Source organism: Brevibacillus borstelensis (assembly GCF_036700025.1).
Taxonomy (GTDB): Bacteria; Bacillota; Bacilli; order Brevibacillales; family Brevibacillaceae; genus Brevibacillus; species Brevibacillus borstelensis.
Window position 1 is genome coordinate 1286181 of the sequence record NZ_CP144922.1, and the last position, 20641, is coordinate 1306821.

General features: G+C 52.9%; 20 protein-coding genes and 1 pseudogene. 7 read left to right on the top strand and 14 right to left on the bottom strand.

The annotated features are described in order from the left end of the window. Positions 1-233 precede the first annotated feature (233 nt). Entirely contained in the window at positions 234-1454 is a 1221-nt protein-coding gene (locus V5G20_RS05915) for an IS256 family transposase (RefSeq protein WP_025845625.1), read from the top strand. On the opposite strand, the gene V5G20_RS05920 is transcribed toward V5G20_RS05915, so the two are convergent. Then, positions 1451-1801, bottom strand: coding sequence for an MmcQ/YjbR family DNA-binding protein (locus V5G20_RS05920; RefSeq protein WP_338463268.1), 351 nt, complete (start codon positions 1799-1801; stop codon positions 1451-1453). The genes V5G20_RS05915 and V5G20_RS05920 overlap by 4 nt on opposite strands. 69 nt (positions 1802-1870) lie before the next feature. After that, positions 1871-2023, bottom strand: a pseudogene (locus V5G20_RS05925) (IS1595 family transposase); the annotation flags it as partial. 228 nt (positions 2024-2251) lie between these two features. Between V5G20_RS05925 and V5G20_RS05930 the strand changes: the two are divergent. Continuing rightward, complete coding sequence (locus V5G20_RS05930) at positions 2252-3691, top strand: Kelch repeat-containing protein (protein WP_338463269.1); 1440 nt, start codon at positions 2252-2254, stop codon at positions 3689-3691. A 231-nt stretch (positions 3692-3922) separates the two neighbouring features. Here the strand turns inward: V5G20_RS05930 and V5G20_RS05935 are convergent, their stop codons facing one another. The 3 genes from V5G20_RS05935 to glnA all read right to left on the bottom strand — a co-directional run bounded on the left by V5G20_RS05935 (position 3923) and on the right by glnA (position 6330). After that, positions 3923-4015 carry a YjcZ family sporulation protein gene (locus tag V5G20_RS05935; RefSeq protein WP_024985359.1) on the bottom strand — a complete coding sequence of 31 codons (93 nt, stop codon included), beginning with the start codon at positions 4013-4015 and terminating at the stop codon, positions 3923-3925. 238 nt (positions 4016-4253) lie between these two features. After that, positions 4254-4610 (bottom strand): group I truncated hemoglobin, encoded by a 357-nt coding sequence (locus V5G20_RS05940; protein ID WP_003391270.1) that lies wholly within the window; start codon positions 4608-4610, stop codon positions 4254-4256. A gap of 301 nt (positions 4611-4911) precedes the next feature. After that, positions 4912-6330: a type I glutamate--ammonia ligase gene (gene glnA / locus V5G20_RS05945; protein WP_003391272.1), complete on the bottom strand. Its 1419-nt coding sequence runs from the start codon at positions 6328-6330 to the stop codon at positions 4912-4914. 227 nt (positions 6331-6557) lie between these two features. Here glnA and panE point away from each other — a divergent pair, with 227 nt between their 5' ends. From panE to V5G20_RS05960, 3 genes are all read left to right on the top strand, one after another. Then, positions 6558-7487, top strand: a complete 930-nt coding sequence (gene panE / locus V5G20_RS05950) for a 2-dehydropantoate 2-reductase (protein ID WP_003391274.1) — start codon at positions 6558-6560, stop codon at positions 7485-7487. 41 nt (positions 7488-7528) lie between these two features. After that, positions 7529-8464, top strand: a complete 936-nt coding sequence (locus V5G20_RS05955; protein WP_003391276.1) for a 4-hydroxy-3-methylbut-2-enyl diphosphate reductase — start codon at positions 7529-7531, stop codon at positions 8462-8464. A gap of 175 nt (positions 8465-8639) precedes the next feature. Continuing rightward, positions 8640-9827: an MFS transporter gene (locus tag V5G20_RS05960; protein ID WP_024985585.1), complete on the top strand. Its 1188-nt coding sequence runs from the start codon at positions 8640-8642 to the stop codon at positions 9825-9827. Between the two features lie 38 nt (positions 9828-9865). On the opposite strand, the gene V5G20_RS05965 is transcribed toward V5G20_RS05960, so the two are convergent. After that, the gene (locus V5G20_RS05965; protein ID WP_003391281.1) at positions 9866-10252 is read right to left on the bottom strand and encodes a cupredoxin domain-containing protein; all 387 of its coding nucleotides are present in this window, start codon (positions 10250-10252) and stop codon (positions 9866-9868) included. Between the two features lie 159 nt (positions 10253-10411). Further along, the gene (locus V5G20_RS05970; protein WP_003391283.1) at positions 10412-11041 is read right to left on the bottom strand and encodes a LysE/ArgO family amino acid transporter; all 630 of its coding nucleotides are present in this window, start codon (positions 11039-11041) and stop codon (positions 10412-10414) included. Positions 11042-11187: 146 nt separating this feature from the next. On the opposite strand from V5G20_RS05970, the gene V5G20_RS05975 reads away from it, so the two are divergent. Continuing rightward, positions 11188-12630, top strand: coding sequence for a PLP-dependent aminotransferase family protein (locus V5G20_RS05975; RefSeq protein WP_031931614.1), 1443 nt, complete (start codon positions 11188-11190; stop codon positions 12628-12630). Positions 12631-12708: 78 nt separating this feature from the next. Next, positions 12709-14445: a methyl-accepting chemotaxis protein gene (locus tag V5G20_RS05980; RefSeq protein ID WP_003391288.1), complete on the top strand. Its 1737-nt coding sequence runs from the start codon at positions 12709-12711 to the stop codon at positions 14443-14445. Between the two features lie 92 nt (positions 14446-14537). Here the strand turns inward: V5G20_RS05980 and V5G20_RS05985 are convergent, their stop codons facing one another. From V5G20_RS05985 to V5G20_RS06015, 7 genes are all read right to left on the bottom strand, one after another. Next, positions 14538-14870, bottom strand: coding sequence for a spore coat protein (locus V5G20_RS05985; protein WP_003391289.1), 333 nt, complete (start codon positions 14868-14870; stop codon positions 14538-14540). A gap of 16 nt (positions 14871-14886) precedes the next feature. After that, positions 14887-15201, bottom strand: a complete 315-nt coding sequence (locus tag V5G20_RS05990) for a ferritin-like domain-containing protein (protein WP_003391291.1) — start codon at positions 15199-15201, stop codon at positions 14887-14889. Between the two features lie 123 nt (positions 15202-15324). Further along, positions 15325-16134: a hypothetical protein gene (locus tag V5G20_RS05995; RefSeq protein WP_003391293.1), complete on the bottom strand. Its 810-nt coding sequence runs from the start codon at positions 16132-16134 to the stop codon at positions 15325-15327. A gap of 72 nt (positions 16135-16206) precedes the next feature. Continuing rightward, positions 16207-17043: a pyrroline-5-carboxylate reductase gene (gene proC / locus V5G20_RS06000; protein ID WP_003391295.1), complete on the bottom strand. Its 837-nt coding sequence runs from the start codon at positions 17041-17043 to the stop codon at positions 16207-16209. A gap of 98 nt (positions 17044-17141) precedes the next feature. Continuing rightward, positions 17142-18413 (bottom strand): glutamate-5-semialdehyde dehydrogenase, encoded by a 1272-nt coding sequence (locus tag V5G20_RS06005; protein ID WP_338463270.1) that lies wholly within the window; start codon positions 18411-18413, stop codon positions 17142-17144. A 54-nt stretch (positions 18414-18467) separates the two neighbouring features. After that, positions 18468-19577, bottom strand: a complete 1110-nt coding sequence (gene proB, locus V5G20_RS06010; RefSeq protein WP_024985582.1) for a glutamate 5-kinase — start codon at positions 19575-19577, stop codon at positions 18468-18470. A gap of 346 nt (positions 19578-19923) precedes the next feature. Next, positions 19924-20520, bottom strand: a complete 597-nt coding sequence (locus V5G20_RS06015; RefSeq protein ID WP_024985581.1) for a DL-endopeptidase inhibitor IseA family protein — start codon at positions 20518-20520, stop codon at positions 19924-19926. Between the last annotated feature and the right edge of the window lie 121 nt (positions 20521-20641).

Genomic DNA, 20641 nt, shown 5'->3' on the forward strand with positions numbered 1-20641 from the left:
CAAAATAAGAGATGCAACTAAAACGCTGCGCCTCTAACAGATATTGCCTCTGGATTATGCTAACTGCCTATATATTTGAATAGATGAATTCTGTTTTATTTGGTTAGATTGTAACTCCAATTAATTAAATCGTAGATTTCATCTTTAGGAAAAGGAGGGACTGTAAAATATTCTGTGTAAACTCTCAAAACCTATTACAATAAGAGAAAGGTTGGTTTGAGAGGATGACACCTATGGCGAGATTTAGTAAGGAACAAGTGAAGGCGTTTGTGAAGGAAAACAACCTCAAGACGATGGACGATGTGCAGTCGGCACTGAAGGAACTGTTTGCAGAAACGCTGCAGTCGATGCTAGAGGCGGAGCTTGACACGGAACTCGGCTATGAAAAGCACGATGTGAAGCGAAAGAAAACAACAAACAGCCGTAACGGGAAGACAAAGAAGACGGTGACAAGCGAATACGGCGAGGTGGAGATCGCGGTGCCACGTGACCGTAATGGCGAATTTGAGCCCGTTATCGTGAAAAAGCATCAGTCTACCGTTACCGGCATTGAGGACCAAATTATCGCCATGTATGCCAAAGGTGTCAGCACACGGGATATTCAGGACCATCTGAACCATCTGTATGGAATTGACGTTTCTCCTACCATGATCTCCAATGTGACGAATAAGATCGTGCCACTCATCAAAGAATGGCAGAACCGACCGCTACAAAGCATCTATGCGGTTGTATTTATGGACGCCATTCACTACAAAGTCAAGCAAGACGGTGCTATTGTGAACAAAGCGGCTTATATGGTCATTGGCATTGATTTGGACGGCAACAAGGACGTATTAGGCATGTGGATTGGAGAGAATGAATCCTCAAAGTTCTGGCTGAGCGTACTGAACGACTTACGGAACCGTGGGGTTCAGGACATTCTCATCACCTGCGTGGATAACCTAACGGGCTTCTCTCAGGCCATCTCTGCCTGCTATCCGAATACGGAGATCCAAAAGTGCATCATTCATCAAATCCGCAACTCGACCCGTTATGTTTCTTACAAGGATCTTAAGAAAGTGACGGCGGATTTAAAGCCAATCTACAAAGCGGCAACAGAAGAGGCTGCCTTACTGGAATTGGATCGTTTTGAGGAAACATGGGGTAACAAATATCCCCTCATCGTTCGCTCTTGGCGTACCAACTGGGACGAGCTAGCTACTTTTTTCAAGTATCCACCAGAGATTCGTAAATTGATCTATACGACCAATATGATTGAGAGTTACCATCGGCAACTCCGAAAGGTGACGAAGGGCAAGAGCATTTTCCCCACCGATGAAGCCCTGCTCAAAATGCTCTATTTGGCTACCATGGACGTCACCAGGAAGTGGACTGGACGAGTGCAGAACTGGGGGCAAATGCTCCTCCAGCTCTCCGTTTTCTTCCCGGATCGGATCGGCCAATACTTACGCTAGTTTTTTATTCCAAAAGGGTTTACACAAAATACTGGACAGACCCGAAAAGGACTATCCAAAACAATTGTAATCCAATGCTCCTTATTCATATGGTATGCAGGCAAAATTCCTTGTTGACTCCTTAATAAACGATTTATTTCCGGGTCGCACTTCAGGTTAATTATATCGACTCTTCCTTCCCCTGATACACCTAATTTGATTCTCGGTACATTCATAATCACTCCATACCACTTGCCATCCTTGTTGTGTCGTAATACCGCATAATCTGGATACTTGAACCAAGGGTAGTCTGGCTCTGTGCCAAATTTCTCCTTTACATAAGTAAATATTTCTTCTCTATTTATCAAAAAAATACCTCCCGAAATACCTTGTCTGTCTTTCTGTTATACGAATAATTTTTGTCGCCCATAATTTTACTAATTTACAGTAAAACTTGACAGTCGCAAACTGTCATATGTCTCTGTCATTTCGTAGTTGTCGAGATACGCTGTAGTCACGCCTTTAAAGCGGTCTATCCATTGTTTCAAACGAGAATGGAGACTGTTGACATTTTAAAGGTGATACAAGCCAGAGCCTTTAACAGAGCCTTTGTCTAAAGAAATTTCGGCCCCCCTATAACTTTAGTTAGTCTACAGAGCAAGATTTTCGAACTAGACTTACATTGCCCGTTGTACAAGTTTTCTTATTCGTTGATGGAACGCCGTGTGCGCTGAAAGGCGCCCGCACGGTGTAGGCTCGTTCGAAAGCCATGCGTGGTATAAGGCGAGAATAGCGACAATCCTCCAGTGGTCGGTTGGATGCCAGAGCAAACGGCCGGTGGAGATCATTGGGTAAACAAGGAGGAATATCAGGACGGCTTCCATGTAGTAGTGAAAAGCACGAAGGCTGGCAGTGCATATCTCGTTCCCAGCGGCATACCCGGCGATGAGAACCGGATCCGACTGGCCGCAGTTGGCAGCACCGATGTGACCGCAGCCGATGCGGAAACGGTGATCACCATTGCCCCGAGGGAGACAAAGCTGACCCATGGAGGACAATACGTTCTCTATGCAATTGATCAACAGGGCATTGTTTCCCTGCCCACCCCGATTGTTTTTGCTGTTGACCTGGAAGGGCCCGTCTCGGAGGATGCCGAGACAAAAGCTGGAGGATGGGAAGAGACGGCGAAGATGATGGAGCCGAATATCGGTGGAGCAGCCGCGGTTTTGCCAGATGGTGAAATTCTGGTCGCTGGAGGCAGTATGAAAAAAACAGTGGTCATGTACGACCCGCGTCGTGAAAAGTGGACACAACTGGAAGACATGAGCGTGCCTCGGTACGGTCCGGCTGCAGCCGTACTGCCTGATGGCAAGGTACTGGTCGTTGGCGGCGACCCGGAAGGAAGGGGTACATTTTTAAAGTCGACAGAAGTGTACGATCCAAAAGCGGATAGCTGGACCAAAAGTATCCCCATGGAAATGGAACGGTTTAAGCCGGCAGCTGCAACGCTTGAGGACGGAAGAATTCTCGTAGTGGGAGGTTTTTCAAAGAAAGGCGTTCAAAAGTCAGCGGAAATATTTGATCCAGAGACCGAAGAATGGAGCAGCGCTGCAAACATGAATACAGGAAGGGAAGGTGCTGGCGCAGTTCTTCTTCCAACCGGAGAAGTATTGGTAATGGGCGGTATAGATGCGGCCGGCAACGAGCTGAAGTCCGCGGAAGTCTACGATCCCGACGCGGATTCGTGGACATATGCAAGTGATATGTATGAGAAACGATACAAGCCTTCAGCAGTCGCATTGAAAAATGGCAAAGTGCTGGTAGCAGGGGGGATTTCGGAGAGCTCAGCGGAAATATATGATCCCCGAACCGATACGTGGGAGTATACCGTTCCGCTTTCCAGCAGACGCTTGGAAGGAGTAGCTGCGCCTCTCCCGGATGGACGCGTCCTCGTAGCTGGCGGCTATGATCGGTCGGAATTGGCGACAGCCGAGACCTATGCGCCTCATCTGGAAGTAACGCTTTTGTTTGCAGAAGAAGTCACGCTTAGCAGAGATCTTGATGACGTCAAGGGTATGATCAGTTATTCGGTAGATGGAGGCCCTTACGAATCTTTGGGCCGGGACGATACGATTCAATTCTCCGCGAACAAGCTGGTGATTACCCTTGATTTGTTGCCAAACGGAAGCTATGTTCAGGTGAGGGTGGGGAGGCGATTGTGGAGGATGAGGCCGGGAACCCAAATGAGGAGCAGTTGACAGACGAGCTGCGTTACTAAAACAGCGATTGCCTTCGCGACGAAACAATCCGCGCCATTATAAGCGAAAGCCCTCCTCGACAGAGAAGGGCTTCGCTTGTTCGCATCATGAATGTTTGTCCCGGGAAGGGTTTGTTTGCTCTTATGTTCCTTGTTTACGTGAGGATAATTGCCTTTGATTCGTAAGTCCATCATTGGGCGGCTTGGAAAAGCCGCCCGCAAGCATTGCAAATTAATCACAGTCGCAACCGACGATTACCAACAGGATGAACAGAACCAAAATCAAAGAAAAGTTGTCGCCAAAAATTCCGCAGCTGCTGGACACTCTGAATCACTCCTTAGCTAGGTTTGGAAAAAGCTTCAAAATAAGCTATGCGTGAGAAGAGTGTGGGGTAAGGGCGAATGCGGAGATTGATCAAAATTGGGTGCCGTGATGGTAGCCGCGGATTTTTCATCAAACCAATATAAAAAAGCCCTTCTTGAACGGGAAGGGCTTTGCTTATTTCGCTGGCGGTTGTTTATTCAGCATTGCCAGGAAGTTGATGAACACAGTGGCAGTACGCCTATTTGTACAGAATATCATCCCGTAGCGACCCGACCTTGGTCAACGCATCATCAATATCTTCTTCACTTACACCAAAATGGGCAAGGGCAGCATGCAAATGCTTCACAATGGCGTCAAAGTGAACCGGCTGCAGATTCATGCCTTCATGGGCCTTTGCCATCGATTGGCCCGAATATTGATTTGGCCCACCCAGGGCAAAGCTGATGAACTTTGTTTGATGCTTCCGCTGCTTCTCCATATCGGTGTTGGCAAAAAAATGGTTCACGGTATCATCAGCTAAAACCAACTCATAAAAGTAGTCAACGACTTTAGCAACTGTTTCTTCGCCACCGTATTTTTCGTAAAACGTTGCCATGATGAAACCTCCCTGGTAGACATAGATCAATGTAGGTATTCCGCAAATGACGAAAACTTATGATAGACTTTCGCAATAATCCTCTGCAAAACAGGACATCAAAGCGCGAAACAATCTCTTCGCCACTCTCTCTAAAGCGAAAAGGGCGCATACATGAACAAAGCCCTCCTCAAGCGAGAAGGGCTCTCTTCCTTTCATCATTATGTGTTGTTTTTTACCGTTTGTCCCCAATCTGTCCCAATTTTCAGATGAAACAAAAGATCACACTTCATACAAAAGGGATTTTATACGAGCATTCCTCTTACAGATCGTAATACAACTCAAATTCCTTCGGATTCACCGTACGCTCGACCTCTTGAATTTCGCCGCGTTTCACGGCAATCCAGCTTTCGATTACCTCGCGTGTAAAGACGCCGCCTTCGAGAAGGAAGTCACAATCTCTCTCCAGAGCATCCAGAGCTTCAGCCAGCGACCCTGGCGCGCTCTTGATATCCACTTTTTCGGCATCGGACAAGTCGTAAATGTTTTTGTCGATCGGACCGTAGCCCAGCTCGCGAGGGTCCAGCTTGCGCTTGATTCCGTCCAGTCCGGCCATCAGCATGGCGGCGAACGCCAGATATGGGTTGGCTGTAGAGTCCGGGGTGCGGAATTCAATTCGGGAAGCCTTCGGTGTTACGGCCGCGACTGGAATGCGGACAGCTGCCGAGCGATTTCCTTTGGAAAACACCAGATTGACGGGTGCTTCGTAGCCGGGAACCAGCCGCTTGAACGAGTTGGTGCTCGGATTGGTCAGGGCTATCAATGCCGGCGCGTGATGCAGGATGCCTCCGATGTAGTGGAGGGCCATCTCGCTCAAGTTCGCATATCCGCCTTTTTCAAAAAACAGCGGCGTGTCGCCGTTAAAGAGGCTTTGGTGGACGTGCATGCCAGAACCGTTGTCGCCGACGATTGGCTTCGGCATAAAGGTGGCAGTTTTGCCATGCTTGGCAGCTACATTGCGCACGATGTACTTGAACAGAAGCAGGTTGTCTGCCGTCCGGGTCAGCGTGTCAAAGCGGAAGTTGATTTCGCCTTGGCCAGCCGTTGCTACCTCGTGGTGGTGGCGCTCGACTTTCAGACCCGCTTGCGACATCAGGGTGCACATTTCATTGCGGATATCCGCTTGCGAATCCGTCGGCTGAACCGGGAAGTAACCGCCTTTGTTGCGGACCTTGTAGCCAAGATTTTTTCCTTCCGCGCCAGTGTTCCAGTAAGCCTCCTCGGAATCGATGTGGTAGAAAGAGCCGGATGGACCGGAAGCATAGCGGACGTTGTCAAACAGGAAGAACTCCGATTCCGGACCAAAGTAGGCATCTGTTGCCACTCCGAGCTCCTGCAAATACGCTTCCGCCCTCAGGGCGATGCCGCGGGGATCGCGATCATAAGCGGACCCGTCGGGATTGTGAATGTTGCAGACGATATTCAATGTTTTGGCTTCGACGAACGGATCGACGAAGGCGCTGGCCGGGTCGGGAATCGCGACCATATCGCTTTCCTCGATGCCCTTGTAGCCTGTAAGGCTGGAGCCGTCAAAGGCGACGCCGTTGTGAAAAGTGTCCTCGTCGACAGCATAGGCAGGAATGGTGACATGGTGTTGGCGACCGAGCAAATCTACAATGCGGAAGTCCACATATTCAATGTTTTCCAGCTCAATGAGAGACAGAATTGTTTTAGCATCCATTCGAATCACTCCGTTCACGAATATTTATTAAGAATCCATTTTTAAACGTTCGACTTTCTTCTGTTTTCTATACTGAGGATTATAAAAGTTTACGAACGAGGCTGTCAAGAGGTTTAGTGACATTCAATGTTAGTTTTTCTAACATAATATTGCGGGGTGTTGTATCCGGTTCCTTTTTTGTAAAATATAGACGAACTATTTCGAACAAAAAGGGTGGAGGGATTTAGGTGAAGGTGCTGGTGTTGGGAGCGGGGGCAGTAGGCGGTTATTTCGGTGCCCGGCTCGCTGAAAAAGGGGTCGACGTCACGTTTCTCGTAAGGGAACGCAGACGGGAACAATTGAAGCAAAGAGGGCTGAGAGTACAAAGCGTTCACGGCGATATTCACCTGGAGCAGCCCCAATTGATTGTCTCGGGAGAAAAGGCAGGACCGTTTGATGTCATTTTGTTATCCAATAAGGCGTATCACCTGGATGACAGCATCGAGTCGATCGAGCCGTATGTAGGCGGAAATACAGTCATTCTGCCGCTTTTGAATGGAATCGCTCACATGGAGCGGTTGTGGGATACATTCGGTCGTGACCGGGTGCTGGGCGGATTGTGCTTCATCGAAACGACGCTGAACCCGGAGGGAGATGTCGTCCAGACAAGCCAGACGCACGACATGGTTTTCGGCGAGTGGGAGGGTGGAGGAAGCGAACGAGTCGAAGCGCTCAAACAGGCATTCGCCGGTACGAAAGCGAGCATTCGGGCCAGCGCCGATGTTCAGCGTGACATGTGGCAAAAATACTTGTTTATCACCACGCTGTCAGGAATCACGACATTGATGAATTCGTCAGTCGGTCCGATCCGCGATGCGGTGTACGGACTGGAGCTGACACGCCAGTTGGCCGAGGAAAGCGCAGCCGTTATGCGCAAGCTGGGAGCTCCGATCGACGAGGACGTTGAGGACAAGCAAATGGATACATTTATGAAGCAAGGCTATCGCATGAAGGCATCCATGCTGCGCGACATGGAAAAAGGCTTGCCGGTGGAAGCCGACCACTTGCAAGGATTTTTGATTCAGAAAGCAGACCAGCTCGGGATTGCCGTACCGATGCTCAAGGTTGTTTACAACAATTTGAAGGTGTACGAATTGAAGCGTGAAGCGGCCAAATAAGTTATAATGAAGGCAATACGCAAAATGGAGGAGGGGTAAACGTGGAAGTCATCAAGATTTCCCCCCGCGGCTATTGCTACGGCGTCGTTGACGCTATGGTGCTCGCGCTCAAAACGGCGCAAAACTTCGATCTGCCCCGTCCCATCCACATTCTTGGGATGATCGTGCACAACGCCCATGTGGTTGAATCGTTTGAAAAGATGGGGGTCAAAACGCTGGATGGCGAAGACCGGCTTGCCCTCTTGGATCAAATAGACGAAGGGACAGTCATTTTTACCGCGCATGGCGTTTCGCCGGAGGTGCGAAAAAAAGCTCGTGATAAAGGGCTGACCGTCGTGGATGCGACATGCCCCGATGTCACCAAAACGCATGATTTGATCCGTGAAAAGGTGGCGGAGGGATACCACGTCCTCTACATCGGCAAGAAGGGGCATCCGGAGCCTGAAGGGGCAGTAGGAATCGCTCCTGATCGGGTGCATTTGGTGCAGACCGTAGACGAAATCGAAAAACTGTCGATGCCGACCGACAGACTGATTGTCACCAATCAGACCACGATGAGCCAGTGGGATGTCAAACACCTGATGGACGCGATCATCAAGCGTTATCCGCAAGTAGAGGTCCACAATGAAATTTGCCTGGCCACGCAGGTTCGGCAGGAAGCCGTTGCCGAACAGGCAGGCGAGGCCGATCTGACCATCGTCGTCGGCGATCCCCGCAGCAACAACTCCAACCGGCTCGCTCAGGTAGCGGAAGAGATTGCCGGTGTGCCGGCATATCGGATCGCAGACTTGTCCGAGCTTGATCTGGAGTGGCTGAAAGGGAAAAAGCGGGTGGCTGTAACATCCGGGGCGTCCACCCCGACGCCGCTGACCAAAGAGGTTATCCAGTTTCTCGAGCAATACGACGAAACGAAGCCGGAGACGTGGGATAAGAAAAGAACGGTCAATATGAACAAAATCCTTCCATCGGTAAAGTAAAGCGCCGGCTTTCGTCAGGCGGCTGGCTCACTGCGGCAGGAGAGCCAGAGCCTGTCGATGGGGCGCGGATGCTGAAGACCTGCAAAAGACGAGCACTGTTGGCTCGTCTTTTCTTTGGTCGACCGCCAAACAGTTTGGCGAAAACCTGGTTTTCTTAAATCAGAAGGAGGACTCTATGGAGGGCAAGGTAGGGCGGCATATGAGCTTGTGTGCTTTGTATCTGTTCATCTATTACGGGTACGGGGCGCTTTATCCGCTGATTACTCAGTATTATCAGTCCATTCAGCTCACGGGAACCCAAATCGGCATCATCAGTGCAGTGACTCCTGTTGTTTCCATGGTCACCCAGCCGATTTGGGGAATGATCTGTGATCGTTTTCAGATACGAAAACCTGTATTGATGCTTGCGCTGGTCGCTTCGGGGTTGGTCGGTCTGCTCTTTCCGGCGGTTTCGACGTTTGCGCTCGTCTTCCTTATGTACGTCCTGCTCTCTATTTTCCAAAGTGCGCTGGTACCGATCTCGGACAGCATGGCGCTCGGCTATGCCAAACAACATCACCTCCAGTTTGGAGACATTCGCCTATGGGGTGCCGTCGGCTTTGCCGTGGCAGCGCTGTTGACAGGACTCGCTCTGGAGCAATGGGGTACGGGAAGCATTTTCGTTTCCTACTGTGCGGCGTCGCTGATCGCTGTTTGGTTTTTGCGAAATATTCCGGATAATACCGAATCGGCTCCGCGGATTGGCGGGAGCCTCCTTCAGGGCGTGATGGAGCTGATGAAGCTCCCTCGCTATGTCCTTTTTCTCATTGCTTCTTTCTTTATCTACGGAGCCATTAATGCGCACAACATCTGGTTTTCGCTGTACTACCAGCATATTGGCGGCTCTGTCGCCGGCATCGGGCTTGCCTTTATGCTCTTTGCCGGCAGTGAGGCGCCGTTCATGAAGCTGGCCAGTTTCTTTGTCCGCCGCTTCGGCCTGGAGCTGACGATTCTTTTGGCGGGGACTGTTTCTGCCATGCGCTGGCTATGGTACAGCTCGGCGCCGGGGACGACATTTGTGATCGCCTTCTTTTTCCTGCAAGGACTTTCCGTTGGCTTTTATTTGGCCACAGCTTCCCAATTTGTCAGGGACAACACACCGGCTTCTTTGCAAGTGACGGCGCTGTCTTTATTTGTGTCTATCGGGAATGGACTCGGGTCGATGACCTGCAATCTGGTCGGCGGCTGGATCAAGGACCTCTCGTCGATTTTGGAAACGTATTTGTTCTTTGGGATTGCGACTGCTCTAGGCTTGATTCCCTTGCTAGTAATCCGCTATGGGCCGTGGAAGCAGCCCCGGTTTGCCCAAAGCAGCCACCTCTAGCAAAGCTCTTCCGTTGCTAGAGCCATCCAGCGTGAAGGCTAATTGACGATCAAAGTCCCCTGGTAACCGATTTCCGGATAGCCGGGGGTATTGGAGATGAATGGAAATTGGCCTTCCTGCTCAGCCAAAAATTGCAGCGTTGCCGACTGGTTTGGCTTCAGATCGGAGGATTGCACGTTCAATTCGCGGATCACGAGATTGTGCGGGCGAATATCCGTATTGACGATCATCAGGGAGACGGTCTCTCCTTTGTTGACGGATAGCTTGTTGGGCAAGAAACCTGCATTGGAGATGGTTACAGTCTGCACGCGTTGGGCAGTCACTGGAGAGGCATACAGGCGGTACTGATGAATAGCCAGTAACCCCAGTATCAACGCCAACGCGATTAACGGATAGCGAAGCTGCCTGTACCGTTGACGAGTCATATCCCTTCAGCTCCTTTGCGTGTGCGGAATTCTTGGAGGTGTTACTATTATCCTGCCCTGGACCTCTTTGGGATAAACAAGAGAAGTGTTTGCGGCCGAAAAGCGCAGAGGAACGTAGAGAAGCAAAAAAGGAGAGCGGGGAGGCTCTCCTTTTTTTGGTCAGGAAAGAGACTGAAAATCGCGGATCAAGGAAATGGCCATATACAATGCGATAGCCCAGATAATCAGCGCGGAGACGATGTTTAGCCCGCGGAGCAGTCTGCCGGAGGTGTCGAGCTTTCCAGCGGTTCTTCCGGCGATGGCAAGCGCCAGAAACCAGAGCCAGGAGACCAGGATGCAGGAGAGGGAAAAGGCCCATTTCAGCGTACCCGTATACTGAAGCGAGCTCGTTCCGATGACCCCGATCGTGTCCAGGATGGCATGCGGATTCAACAGGGAAACGGACGCGGCGAACATGATCTGCCGCTTGGGCGTGAAGCGCTCCGCTGCCTCTTTGTCCACAGCCGGGCGGCTGCGCCAGGTCATGAAGCCCATATATGCGAGGAAACAGACACCGATTGCAAACAGGATCATTTTCAGCCAGGCAAAGGTAAGGACGACCAGTGAAACACCGAGCACAGCCAACAAAATAAGGGCGGTATCACAAAGAGCAGCCGTGATGACGACTGGCAGTGCACGCCAGAGAGTAGGCTGCAGTGCTCCCTGGTTAAAGACAAATACGTTTTGCACACCTAGCGGCAGTATTAAGCCAAGTGCGAGTGCGAAACCGTGCGCGATTGCTTCCCACATGCGGGAGCCTCCTTTGTATCCTTTTCATAGGTTTTAGCGTACGTGAAAAAACGGAGAATGTCTCCAGCCAATTGGTTTGCTTTGAGACCAACCAATTCGTAAAATAGCAACAAAACGAACTGTCGGAAAAGGAGGGGAATGCTGTGATGCTGAAGCTGGACTGGAAGCCGGACAAACATGCTGACCTGCCTGTTTATTTGCAAATCATCCAGTATATAAAGGAAAAGATCGCAAGCGGCGAATGGCCGGTTCATACCCGACTTCCCACGCAAAGGGCGATGGCGGAGGCTTGGGGGGTAAATCGCAGTACAGTGGTCACGGCCTTGGACGAGCTAAAAGCGGAAGGACTGATCGAGTCTGTAGTGGGAAGCGGAACGGTCGTAAGCAACAATACATGGTCCGTTCTCGCATCCGCAGCGCCTCCCGATTGGATGAGCTATGTACAGACAGGAGATCATCCGTCCAATATGCAGACGATACAGGACATCAACAAATACGAGAGTGATCCTTCCATGATCCGTCTGGGAACGGGAGAGCTGTCCCCCGACCTGTTGCCGCTCAGGGAAACGGAAGAGATCCTCGGTTCGCTGCGGGGACGCCTTACCCACCTGGGCTACTCGGAGCCAAAGGGCTGGCTGCCGCTGCGCAAGGCCGTCAGCGGCTATCTGCGGACAAGAGGGATTGAGGCGTCGCCCGCATCGATACTGATCGTGTCGGGAGCCTTGCAAGCCCTGCAATTGATCTCGCAGGGTATCCTGCGACAGGGCTCCGGTATTCTCCTGGAGCGACCTTCCTACCTTTACTCGCTATCGGTTTTCCAAGCTTCCCGGATGCGCCTGCTGGGGATTCCGATGGATGACGAAGGAATACGGCCGGAGTCTTTGGCCAGGCAAAAGCAGCTCCGGGATGCGGCTCTTTTGTATACGATTCCTTCTTTTCACAATCCGACCGGCACGCTCATGTCTGAAGACAGAAGACGTCAGGTCATGGCTATTTGCGAACGGGAGCGGCTTCCGATCCTGGAGGACGATGTGTACGGCGAGCTGTGGCTGGACGAGCCGGGACCGCTGCCGCTGAAAGCGCTGGACCAGAACGGGCTTGTCCTGTACACCGGGAGCCTGTCCAAGACGCTCAGCCCCGGGCTGCGTATCGGATGGATCGTCGGGCCGGAGCCGGTGATCGAGCGGCTGGCCGATGTCAAAATGCAGACAGATTACGGTGCAAGCGCTCTGTCCCAGTTGGCTGCGGCAGAGTGGCTGCGGGGAAATCGCTACGAGCAACACTTGAAGCGGGTAAGAGCGTCGCTGAAAGAGCGGAGGAACCTGACATGCAGTGCTCTTTCTCGCTGGTTTTCCGGCATTGCCGAATGGCAGGAGCCGCGTGGCGGGTTTTACATCTGGCTGCGCCTAGAGCAGGCGAGATCCATGCGGACGCTCTTTTTACGGGCGCTCTCCGAGGGAATCCTGCTGAACCCCGGATATGTGTATGACCAAACAGACAGTCAGCATATGCGTCTTTCCTACGCTTACGCAAGCGAGGAGGACCTGGAGCATGCGCTGTACCGGCTCTCGCAGTTATTGCGGAAGTAGCGGGTTTATCGCGGCGGGAAAAAGGGTAGGGAAATCCATACAAAAACATGTCGGGAAAGCCATTGCTGGGGGGATTCCATGAAAACAAAAAAACAGACAAGCATCGTGACAAATATCGTGATCATCATCGGAGTGGTGATGCTTTTATTGGCGGCTGTCAATGCGCTTAGTCTTTATTTGCACAACAGCAATGCCGTAGAAAAGTCGATCTCCGCTTTCGGGATGGATTTGGCCCGGAATGCGGCAGCACAGGTGGACATCGGGACGTATCAACGCTTCCTGGAAAACCCTGTGGAGGGCGAGGACTATTGGAGCATCCGGAATCAATTGGACGACATTCGCAAGAAAATGGGGGCAAAGTACATTTATACGATTCAGGTAGATGAGGCAGAAAACGTGAAGCTGATGATCGATGGCTTGCCCAAAGGGGAGCCGAATGCAGCCGAGATCGGCGATGAGGCTTCCACCTTGACGTACAAGGAGCTGGTTCCTGTTCTCAACGGGGGAACAGCCAGTCAGCCGATCGTCCATGATGCCAAATACAATGAGGACTACCTTTCTGCATTTGCCCCATTGGTCCAGTCTGGCAAGGTGGTAGGCATTCTCGGCGTCGATATTGATGCTTCGGCTGTCCAAGGCATCATCTCGAAGGTCCAATGGGAAAGCCTGCCCGCTACGCTTTCACTCAATTTGATTGTCTCCTTCCTCGCCGCGATCTGTCTGGCGCTGTTCATTCGCAGGAGGCTGCGTCCTCTGCGCCAAATCAGCGAAAAGGCCGGGGAAGTCTCAGCCGGAAAACTCGCGGAAGCGGATTTTGCCTATTCGAGAAAAGACGAGATCGGCCTGATTATGGATTCTTTTTCCCAGATGATTGCGCACCTCAGAGAGCTGATTGGCGATGTGAAAACAGCGGCTGGACAAATGGATCAAATGACCGACGAAATGGCCCGCAGCATGCAAAACGTAGAGGAACAGGCACTTGCAATCGGCACGGCGAGCAGCGAGATCGCGCGGGGGAACGAGCAGACGGCCCGGTCTGTCGAAGCCATCTCCGGGCTCAATGGCGAGTTGACGGATAAGATTCAAAACGTGAATCAACAGGTGCAAGACATGCAGCGCCTGGGCAGAGACGTTTTGCGGACAGGAGAAGAAAGCCGGCTGCAGCTAGAGTCCTTCCTGTCGCATTCCAGAGAAACGTCAGCCCAGCTCAGACAAGTCAATTCCGGTATGGAACGGCTGGTGCAAAAGTCGGCTGACATCGGCAGCGTCGTGACCACGATTCAGGAAATTGCCGGGCAGACGAATCTGCTCGCACTAAATGCGGCCATCGAGAGCGCCAGGGCGGGGGAAGCGGGGAAAGGCTTCGCTGTCGTCGCCCAAGAGGTGCGAAAGCTGGCCGAGAAAACCTCCGAAGCGACCCTGGTGATCCAAAGAAATGTGCAGGATGTCATCGGAGAAGTAAACCGGGTGACAAGTGAATTGGAATTGACGATGTCGAAGTACGAAGAGGAGTCCGAAAAGATCAAGGGCGTTTCTGACGGAGTATCCCGTCTGGCAGCCATCACGGACGCTTTGCAGATGGCTCTGGAGCAAGTCGTAGTCATTACGGATGAGATGAGCCGATTCCAGCAGTCGATTCGGCAGGACGTCCTTTCCGTGACCGCGGTTTCCGAGCAGACCGCTGCTTCGGCCGAGGAGGTCACCGCTACGATCCAGGAGGTTGGGGAACATATCCGGCAGGTTGCGAGGGAAGCAGAAGAGGTAGCAGTCCACATCAGGCAGCTGCGGCAAAAGACTGATATTTTTGTGCTGTAGTCATTAACGCCAAGCGGTATTGCATTGCGTACATCGATTTCAAAGCAAAGGGACATCCGGTCGTGGATGTCCCTTCTTTCGTGTTTCTCCCATCAATGATAAGGAAATTGGCTGGAGTACCCGCTGAACTGCTGATATGCCTGCTGCAGCTTTTGCTGCTCTTCTGCCTCCAGCTTGTACCAGCCCTTTTGGAACATCAGATTGTACATTTCCCGAGCGCTCTGGTGCGTCTCGTTCAAGATTTGCAAGAGGTCGTCGTACAACTGCTGATGGCTGGCTTCCCGTACGGCAACATTGAGGCTGTCAGTCAGGTATTTGCACGTGGCAAGGCCATCGTTGATAAAGTCCCGATCGTTCATCTGCGGTCCTTTTACCTGGGGGAGCTGTCCGCTTTGTGGATTGGCAATCTGATTTTGATTGGGCATCAGGTTTCCCCTCCCTTTACTGGGCCTGGTTTTGCTGTTGCTGCGCTTGGGCTTGTATCTGAGGGATGGAAGCCATCACCGCGGCGTTGTTGACCTGCAAATGGGTCAACAGCTTCTGGTAGTGCCGCTGGTGCATTTGGCCTGCTTTTTCCAAAGCCTGCTTCACTTCCGGATCGGTCGCTTGCTGGGCAAAAAAGTGAAGCTTTTTAAAGGCCAAAAGCTGCCATGACAGGGCATCCTTCAGGTAGCTGCAGTCCTTTGTGGTGATTGCGCGGGGAGGCTGGGGAATCGGCACTTGTGTTTGCTGCGGAGCAGTCATCATTGCAGGCATCGGTGTTCTCCTTTCATTAACCATGATGGGATACACACGTATTAGCATGGGGCAAGCCAAAGGGGAATATCCTTGCAGGAAGGAAGCAAAAAAAGGCTGGAAGCAGAGAACTGCCCCAGCCCTTTATTTTTCCAATTCGAGTTGAACCACTTTCAGATCGATGCTTGCGGGTGCGATGTTCAGACAATACGTCGCTTCCTCGTGAAGCGCTTGCTGAATCCGGTGAGCAAGCGGCTGCAGGGGAGTGCCGAAGGGCAGACGCAGCGTCAGGGAAACCTCCAGACGCGGCAAATCCTCAAACGTATAGACTGTTTTTTGCAGCTGCGTGACCTCGGGAAATCGGGCGCATGTAACCTGAACGATTTTTCGCAAAACCTGGGGATGAATCATGATTCGTCCGCCAGTAAACGAAGGGTGGACGACGGTCGTTTCGCCGATCACTTCTTTTTTCGGGGAAAAAATTTGTTGGGCGGAGGCGATCAGGCGCTGCAGCAAATCCTTTTCCACCTCGACCCGCGGAATCGGGATCACATGCTTTCCCTGCGTCTCCCGGATGTAGCGGGCTGCTTCAATCTCCTGCTGGGGCTTGATTGATTCGATCGGGATGTAGCGGACAGGGTCCGGCAGTCCGAGCGCTTCGACGATTCGGGAGATCATCCGGCGGGAGGTGCCAAGGATCAGCAAGCGCTCCGGATTGGTCAGCGCGAGCGTCCGGCGCACTTCATCGGCGTGGTCCTGGTAGTGAAAAATGGCCCGTTTTACCGCCTGTATTTTTGTTTTTTCATATTTGGCGGAAGTCCCGGCCAGCTTGCGTCCCTGATGGATCAGAATGCCGTCGTCAATGATGGCGTCAATCCCCAGCTGATGGGCAAGCTGGAGGGCGCTCGTGCTTTTTCCGGTTCCGCTTGTTCCAAAAAGGGCGTAGATCTCCATGCATGTTCTCCTCGTTCGGTTCATTTCTACCAGTATACACGAAAGCGGGCCCCAGCGGAAAAGCCCGAGGGCTTATTGGTACTGGGCACCGAGTTCACGGGCCCGCTCGGCTGCGCGAAGAACAGCTGAAGTGATCGCTTGTTGAAAGCGGAACGATTCCAGCACCTCCAGGCCAGCTTGAGTGGTGCCTCCCGGACTGGTCACCTTTTTCCGGAGAAGGGCAGGTTCGTCCGTAGTGTGCAGCAGCATCTGGGCTGCCCCGAGCAGAGTCTGGACCGTCAGCTTCCGGGCCATCTCCCTGGAAAGGCCGGCTTTCTCGCCTGCACCTTCCATCGCTTCCACCAGATAGTAAATGTATGCAGGGCCGCTGCCGGACAGACCTGTGATGATGTCCAGCTCTTCCTCGGCAACGGTGTAGACGGAACCGATTGCTTCAAACAGCAGGGTGGCGAGCTGGAGCTGTTCCTTTGTGACAAAGCGGTTGGCTGCCATGCCGGTCGCCGACAAGCCGATGGCGGACGAAGTGTTGGGCATCGTTCTGACGATCGGGCAGTCGATATCGAGCCATTCGCCGAGGCAATCGGTAGAGACACCGGCGATGACGGAGATGATCAGCTGCTCCTTGCGTACCAATCCTCTCAGGCTTTGGCAGGCCTCGGCAGCGTCCTTCGGCTTCATCGCCAGGATCAGGATGTCCGATTGGGAAATCAATGTATGTTTATTGGAGCACGCGGATACGCCAAATTGTTCTGACAGCCATTGAAGACGATCCTGGTTGCAGCGATTGGTGATCAGCACCTGCTCCGGCAAAAGCAATCGGTTTTTGACGATACCGGCCAGCATGGCTTCTACGATGGAGCCTGCGCCGAGAAAGCCGATGCGCACGGTTTGAAGGTTGATGCTACTCATGCTGAATCCTCCTCTGTCTGCGCGGGGACCTGCCTGCCAGTCGCCTTCCCAGGCGGGCAGCGGTGCAGGCGAGCCCACTTGCAGCTGATTTGTTTGTATTAGCGGATCTGGCCAGAGCCGCGGACGACGTACTTGCTGGTCGTCAGGGCGGTCAAACCCATCGGGCCGCGTGCATGCAGTTTTTGAGTACTGATGCCGATCTCCGCGCCGAAGCCGAATTCTCCTCCGTCTGTAAAGCGGGTCGACGCATTGTGATAAACCGCAGCGGCATCTACACGGGACAGAAACAACTCGGCTCTCTCGTTGTCCGAAGCGACGATGGCTTCCGAATGCCCCGTTCCGTGGCTTTCGATATGCCCGATGGCGTCATCAAGACTGTCAACAGTGGCGACTGCCAGGGTCAGACTCAAGTATTCGGTATCCCAATCCGCTGACGAAGCTGCTGCCAATCGGTTCGCAAGAGCGGGGTGGAGCAACCGTGTCTTTTCGCAGGCGCGAAGCTCGATTCCGGCTGAAAGCAGCTTGGCAAGCAGTCTGTTTTGCAAATCTTGCGGCCAGCTGCGGTGGACGAGCAGAGTTTCGGCGGCGTTGCACACAGCCGGGCGGCTTGACTTCGCGTTCAGGATGATCGCTTCGGCCATGTCGTAGTCGGCCGTTTTGTCGATGTAGACGTGGCAGTTTCCGACCCCTGTTTCCAGAACGGGCACAGTCGACTTTTGCAGTACGCGCTGGATCAGCGAAGCGCCTCCGCGAGGAATGATGACGTCGATCAAGCCGTTTGCGGTGCACAATAGATCTACAGCTTCATGATCCGGATAAGGCAGGTACTGAACGGCTTCTTCGGGGAGGCCGGATTGGACCAGCGCTTTGCGGATGCATTCGGTGAGCGCGAGGTTGCTGGAAAGTGCGCTTCGGCTGCCACGCAGGACGATCGCGTTTCCTGTCTTCAGGGCGATTGCCGCCGCATCGACAGTGACGTTGGGACGTGCCTCGTAGACGATGCCGACCACGCCGAGCGGGACGCGGATTTGCTCGATAACCAGACCGTTTGGACGAGTCCAGCGCTCCATGATTTCACCGACCGGATCGGTTTGCTTTGCGAGCTGATGCAGGCTGTCCACCAAATCCTGCAGCCGCTCAGGCGTCAGTCGCAGCCGATCCAGATAGGCGGCGGGCTGACCAGCCTGCTGGGCCTTGATCAGGTCTTGCTCGTTTGCCGCCAGGATCGCCGTCTGGTTTTGCAGCAGCTGTCTGCCTGCTTCGCAAAGGGCGGCGTCTTTGGCTTCCTGCTTGAAGCGGGCCAACTGGCGGGACGCTTCCTTTGCCAGCTTCATTTGCCCATACAATTTCTCTTTCAGGGCGCTCTCCATGGTTCTCATCTCCCTTTCCAATACGTCAGCGGCTACTGCCGTTTATTTGTCTTTCTAGGTTAAAAAGGCGGCTTCCGTCCATTGATCGCGGTGGATTACCGTACCGCTTGGCTTCGCCGGGTGATGCGCTGACAACAGGTCTTGCAATTCGCTCGCGTCATAACGGCTTACGCCTCTGCCGATCAGGCGGCCGTCGCAGTACACGTCGATCACCTCGCCCTGCAGGAAACTTCCGCTGACCTCCAGAACGCCTGCTATCAGCAAGCTTCTCCGCTTTTCCAGGACAGCCTCTGCCGCCCCGGAGTCAATCGTGATCCGGCCGCTGACAGGGGAGTGCAGGGCAATCCATTGCTTGCGGGTCGGAAGAGCGTGCAGCGGCGGTTCTTCCGGCTTGTGGCCGACGTACGTGCCCTTCCCTTGGCCGCGCAACACGGCAATCAGGTCGTCCGGCTCTCCCAAGCGCCCGATGAAGGTAGAGATGCCCAGATGATGGGCTGTTTTGGCAGCGATGAGCTTGGAACGCATTCCGCCTGTACCGAGCCGGGAAGCGCCACCGGCAAGCGCCTCCACGTCTTCTGTGATCGCAGGCAGGTGAGGAATGCGAACGGCGTCGTCATGGCTGCGCGGATCTTTGTCGTACAGACCATCCGTATCCGTCAAAATAAGATAGAGATCGGCGTGAACGAGACCGGCAACGAGCGCGCCCAGCATGTCGTTGTCGCCGAAGGTAAGCTCTTCCACAGAGACTGTGTCGTTTTCGTTGATGATCGGCAGCACGCCTTTCTCCAAAAGGAGCGACAGCGTCTGGAAAGCGTGTTGATACCGTCCCCGGTGAGAAAAGTCGCTGCGTGTAAGCAATATTTGCGCAATTGTGATCCCGTAGGACCCGAAAAGCTGGGTATAGGTCTGCATCAGCAGGCTCTGGCCGATCGCGGCTGCTGCTTGTTTGGCTGCCAGCGTTCGCGGTCGCTGCTGATACCCCAGTCCCCGAAAACCGCTCGCCACCGCGCCCGAGGAGACCAAAACGACCTGGTGTCCTGCCTCCCGCAGCTTGCTTACAGCGGAGACGAGCAGAGACATCTTGTACGGGTCGCAGCCTCCACCCGCAGCGGCAAGCGAGCTGCTGCCCACCTTTACAACCAGCCGCAATTTTCCCTTTTTCATCTCAGAGCCTCCTTGTCTAGAAAAATAAAAAACCCTTTCGTTCCTCGACATAAGGACGAAAGGGTTCATTTACCTTCGCGGTACCACCTTACTTGACGATAGGAGCACGTTGGATGCTCGGATATCGTCCAGCTCTCTTTCTTTGATAACAGGTGAAAGAAACCTGTCCAGGTCATCCCTGGCAGCTCTGGGGGTGGGTTCAAACCGTATCGCGGGCGAAATCTCTCAGCCGCTGAATTTCGCTCTCTGGTCCGGACATGCGATTTTACTAGTCCCCGTCATTGCAATCCGTATGCGCTTATTAATTCATAATTATTCGCATGGAGGGATAAAAATGTCAAGAGGGTTATTCAAATTGTTCGCTGCCGTACGCACCCGTTCTCGATTTGATTTCATACCGCTTTGTTTTTTTGTCGCGAACGAGCAAATACGTAATCGTCCTTTCCGACGCAAAAGAAGGGGAGGTGGCCTCGTTCACCGTGACGAGCAGCCCGTCTGCCGTTTTTTCCAAGCTCGTGTTGCCGGTCGAAATCAATACCGGATACAGGGCGGAGGGCCCTGCCAGATAGACCTTTCCCTTGACTACCTTAGTAGTCAGATTGTCGTACATCCGCTCAGCCAAGGGGCGAGTCCAGTAGCGGGAAAAATAGGAGACGATTTTCTCCCGGCTGTCAAAGCGGGAGGGAAGGGCACGATAGGTCAAGCCGTCTTCGCGGATCGGCTTTCTTTTGCTTTCCATCGCCGCAAAATAAAGCTCCTCCCAGACGTGTTCAGCCCTGTTGAGGAAAATAACCGTATCGGCCTTGCTCTCCCCCAGTTTTTGTACAGCGATTTGTCTTTCTTGTCTTTGCGTCGTTTTGGCTTTTCCCTTCTCGTCCTGCGGTCCCGCATTGCAGCCAGCGAAGAGAGCAGCCGCCACAAACAGAATCAACCATCGTTTCATGCCAGCACCTCACTTCTCCTCACATGATTCTCTTTATCTAGCATGCCTGCGGGAGAGAACAGCCAATCGCGTTAACTTTTTCCTGACAGGGCAAGAAAGACCAGGTGAAAGAAACAGGAAA